Origin of the sequence: Prevotella sp. DNF00663 (genome assembly GCF_001553265.1) — a bacterium.
Lineage (GTDB): Bacteria > Bacteroidota > Bacteroidia > Bacteroidales > Bacteroidaceae > Prevotella.
The window spans coordinates 6,533-11,081 of the sequence record NZ_KQ960648.1; the positions used below are offsets into that span (position 1 = coordinate 6,533).

General features: G+C 45.3%; 4 protein-coding genes, 1 tRNA gene and 1 pseudogene. All 6 read right to left on the minus strand.

Features of this window, described 5'->3' with window-relative positions; genetic code table 11:
- Positions 1–331: 331 nt before the first annotated feature.
- Entirely contained in the window at positions 332–679 is a 348-nt protein-coding gene (locus HMPREF3034_RS09220) for a hypothetical protein (protein ID WP_062435066.1), read from the minus strand.
- Between the two features lie 139 nt (positions 680–818).
- Entirely contained in the window at positions 819–1,286 is a 468-nt protein-coding gene (locus HMPREF3034_RS09225) for a DUF1896 domain-containing protein (protein WP_062435060.1), read from the minus strand.
- Between the two features lie 27 nt (positions 1,287–1,313).
- Positions 1,314–2,546 (minus strand): site-specific integrase, encoded by a 1,233-nt coding sequence (locus HMPREF3034_RS09230; RefSeq protein ID WP_197421757.1) that lies wholly within the window; start codon positions 2,544–2,546, stop codon positions 1,314–1,316.
- A 400-nt stretch (positions 2,547–2,946) separates the two neighbouring features.
- A tRNA-Ser gene (locus HMPREF3034_RS09235) sits at positions 2,947–3,031 on the minus strand.
- Between the two features lie 128 nt (positions 3,032–3,159).
- A complete protein-coding gene (locus tag HMPREF3034_RS09240) occupies positions 3,160–3,831 on the minus strand; it encodes a hypothetical protein (protein WP_036900572.1) in 672 nt (223 codons plus the stop codon).
- Between the two features lie 483 nt (positions 3,832–4,314).
- Positions 4,315–4,549 (minus strand): annotated as a pseudogene (locus HMPREF3034_RS12870) (hypothetical protein); the annotation flags it as partial.

Genomic DNA, 4,549 nt, shown 5'->3' on the forward strand with positions numbered 1-4,549 from the left:
GATCGGAGTATGCTGATTCCTTTTTGTAGCAAGAACAAGGTAGGGGGCGCAGCCGGCACAAGGTTTTGCAGGAAAATACTACCCGGAATGAAATGTAGGTGTGGAGATTTTCCGTACAAACCAAAGGCATAGACCTTGTGCAAGCCGTAGCCCCTTACTACCTTTGCGAATAAAAAGAAATCAGCACCGACTTATGGCACATCAAAGTGGAATAGATGGACTTAAGAAGCGAAAGTGCAACGCCGGTATGGAAAATGAAAAAGGTGGCTACCTCAACCGAGATAACCACCCATAAAGAAGAATGAATCGAAGAATATCTTTCCTTGTGCGTTCAGAGCACACAGAGCAGGATTGCCAAGATGACGGCAAGCCAGAACAGCCAACGCAGGATTGTAAAGGTTACTTGTAGAATAACTCTGACAATGAAGCGTAGTATCAGGAAACCGAGAATAACCGAAACGGCGGTTACGACTTGCGGAGTAACTATCTTCGAGATAAGGTAAACCGCACCGATAACGATGGAAAGCAGAACGGCGAGTTCGATGAAGCGTGTCCAACCGAAGCGGCGGACTTGCTTGGGAGAAGTCGGCGGCTGCCTGTTCTTATAGGTTTTGTTCGATGCGTCTGCCTTGATGAAGGCAGGTGTGTGAATGTCTTGATTCATGATGATTGTTTTCATAATCGGGGCTTTTAATAGTTCAAGAGCGATAACAAGATGCTCTAACGACCCAAAGACAAGTGTTTGCAAAACTCTTGACGTGTGGAGTGGAGCGTTTATCTTGGCTCTTGACAATACAAAAGCCCCCGATGATGAAGTATCAAGCCATGTTCTCACCGCCTATCGTTGGCAGACCATTGACCTCAATGAGCAGCACGATGGTACCTGTCAGCTCGGTGTACAGTTTGTCGTATTCTGTACCTGCCGCAAAGTCGTCCGTGAGTTCGTACTTGGCAAATACCGCTTGAATTGCCTTGTTGTTCAGCAAAATTAGTGCTAATCTTTCGGGAAGCGGACTTGGCAGTTCCTTCTCAAACTCCTGCTCCAGTACGGAAACAAGGGTATCATACTTTGAGAAATGCAGATCGTGGTACAGTACCTCGCTTGCCATCGTCTCTGCTTCTGGGTAGGAGAAACCTTGCGCCACGGCATCGCAGTAAGCCGTCAATGCCTCGTCTGTGCGAGCGGTTATAAACGCATTGTCATTCACTCTCTCTGGAAAATGCTCTCCGAGATACGCTTCCAACTTCAGACGGAAGTAGGAAAGTTCTTTCTTTGTCGTTGTCATAAATTCAAAATTTTAGGGTTATATACATTATTTTGGGGAAATGCCTAATGCCGTATTGAAAGTACCCAACTTGTCAGCCAGTTCATCCATATCGTGTTCTATCTTTTTATTGGTAATACGGGCATAGATTTGCGTTGTCTTGATGTTGGTATGCCCTAACATCTTACTTACGGATTCGATGGGAACTCCCTTGGATAGGGACATCGTGGCAAATGTGTGCCGGGCGAGGTGGAATGTCAGGTTCTTCTTGATACCGCAAATATCGGCAATTTCTTTCAGATAACTGTTCAGTTTTTGATTCGTCAGCATGGGGAAAAGTTTGCCATCACGATAGGTCTTGCCACTATATTTTGCAATGATGCTCTTGGGTATATCGAGTAAAAGAACGTTGGTTTCCACGCTCGTCTTTTGCCGCTTGGTCATTATCCACTGCTTGCCGTTGAGCGTGACGATGTTTTCAGGAGCGAGGTTGTACACGTCTATGTACGCAAGTCCCGTGAAGCACGAGAACACGAACACGTCCCTTACAAGTTCCAAACGACTGATGCCAAAATCCTTGTTGGCAATTTTAAGGATTTCCTCGTCTGTGAGGAATCCACGATTGACCGGTTCCATGTGAAAACGGATGTTGAGGAACGGATCATGGTGCAGGACACCAAGTTTCCTGCCCAGAATGGTAATCGTCTTGAAGGTTTTCATCATCCTCGTGGCGGTGTTGGGATTCTGCCCGACAACCGTTCGAAGATAAATGTCGAAGTCGTGTATCACGATATAGCCGAGTTCGGACAGGCGGATGTCAGACCGACCGTATTTATCACGAAGGAAATTTGAGAAGTGTTTCTTGCAGACGTTGTATTTCTGTAAGGTTGCAGCTTCGACCGACACGCCTACCTGCCGTGCAACGTCACTATTGTGCTTGTTGAAGAGGCTCATTAGGGTGTCCACATCCTCCTTCTTACCAAGATACTCCGACTTGATACGCTCCAAGGACACCTCGTCCGTCATCTCGACTTTCTTGAAGATGGTCTGGAGTCCGCTCTGAATGTTGTCAAGTTCGAGGTTGGTGGAAAGTGCTTCAGTTGTCCTTCCCTTCAATCGTTCCTTCTCCCTGTCCCATTGAGACTGTTGGACAGCAATGCCCGTCGAGCCGATGGAAAGGCGTTCGTTGTTGAGATAGATTCTCAGCATGACAGGGGTCTTGCCCTCCTTGTTCACATAATTGCTTCTGAGATAGAAGACTGCTCTGAAAATAGCTTTCATACATTTTACTGCTTTTAGTTGTAGCCTGAATAGAGGTCTTGTCCTAACACCTGCCATCTGTAGCCGTAGCTTGTCGGACACATTGTTGCCCGAAGTGGTGTATGGTAACAAAAACACCTCTGTAATCACGCTGCAAAGTTCAACATATTTGTTTGAATAGCAGTAATTTACGCATACTCCTTATGTACTCTGTATGTACTCTTGGCTACATTTTTATTTTGCCTTGAAAATGTGTAGCCTGATTGTAGCCTTTTTAGAGTATTTTGGGAGTTTCTGCCCCCTCCGTGCATACTCTGAAATTTGGGATGGGTATAAAAGAAAAGTATCATAACTACTTGTAGCTATGATACTTACGATTTTCTTAGGTTTCCCTCTGATGTTCATTTCAGAGTACCTAAAGCGGAGAGAGAGGGATTCGAACCCCCGGCACCTCTCAGTGCGACGGTTTTCAAGACCGTTGTAATCGACCACTCTACCATCTCTCCTAGAATCGAGTAGATAATTCGATTGCTTATAAAAGCGGTGCAAAGGTACAGCTTTTGCTTTGAACCGCCAAATATTTTGCTATTTTTATTTGATTATAAATCGTATTTATAGTGCCATGCCGACGTTTTCATCTGATGCTACCGTAGCGGTCGATGAGGATTTTCTTGCCATCTTTTTGGGCTTCAAAGTAAGGTGGTTCGGTGCGCAAATAAATGTCGTCGTAGATGAAATCGGCTATGATGGTGTCTTTCCCATCGGGCAGAATAAGCCCCATCTTGCCATTTTTCTGTGCCATGACAGGCATCATATATAGGTCGTCGACATACACATAAGGCGTGCGGAGGAAGTCGTAGAGGGCATGTACGAGCACACGACCCTTATAATCCTTGATACCGAACTTGTCGTTCTCCTCGTACACCGTATGGAAACGCATGTATTTGCCCTTGATACGCTGCATGTAAGCCACTACCTTACGTTTGTCGTTGATGAGTTGTATCAGGTAAGAGAAGGTATCGCAATAGTTGGCAGCAGCGCGGGCGAGCACTATCTTCCAATCCAATCCGTCCAAGACCTTGCGGTTTAAGTCGATATAACGGGCGATGGCCTCTTCTTTCTCGGGTACAGAGAGTTTGGCCAACTGTTCCTCAAATTTCAGCATAATGGCTTTGGAACCCGACATTCCTTTGATATACCGATGCACTTGACGACTCATTTCGTCGCATACAAACTTATCTATCATCGACAATTCTACCTTGTCGACATAGAGTTCATCGAAATTTTCTACTGTAATTCTCTTCATAGTGTTTTCCTCCGGTTCTTAGATGTGGCAGTAGTATGGATTACAAAGATAGACGTTTTCCGCGTAATCACAAAAGAGCGAACAGTTAATAGTTGTAAACAGAAGCTGTGTCACGGGGACGTATGAATAGGATAAAGATGCGAAAACCGCCACTTATCACTTCCAACTCGTCTACTTGTCTGCTCATTAGCTTGTCTATTACTATGCTGCAGGGGCTTGGCAGTCTTCCTGCAAAGGCTGAACAGCAATGCTGAAAGGGCGGGGCAGCGATGCTGAGGAGCCTATGCAGGAGCCCCACCCTAACTCTCCCCAAAGGGGGAGGGAATCGTTTTAAGCTAGTAATTTAACTAGTTGGGGGGGTAAGTCTGTAAGTGTTTGAGTTCAGAAGTTATTAAATTAGGCGTGATAAGTGGTGAGTATACACAAAAAAAGAGTTGAATCAATTGTTTGATCCAACTCTTCCGTGTACATCAAAAAGAAGCGTTATCCTTCATCTTCTTCCTCTTCGCTACCTTCACCGTTATCGTCTCCGGTGTCTTCTTCACCACCGGTGTCACCCCAATTATCTCCGGTAGAGTTATTAATGGGTACACAGAAGTAGCCGGTATGGAGATAGTCTTTGTCCAGTCTGTACATGATACCCCATACATACGAGTCGTCGTTTGCAATGATTTCTACAGTGACATTCACTACTGTCCACGAAAATCTTTTAACAATC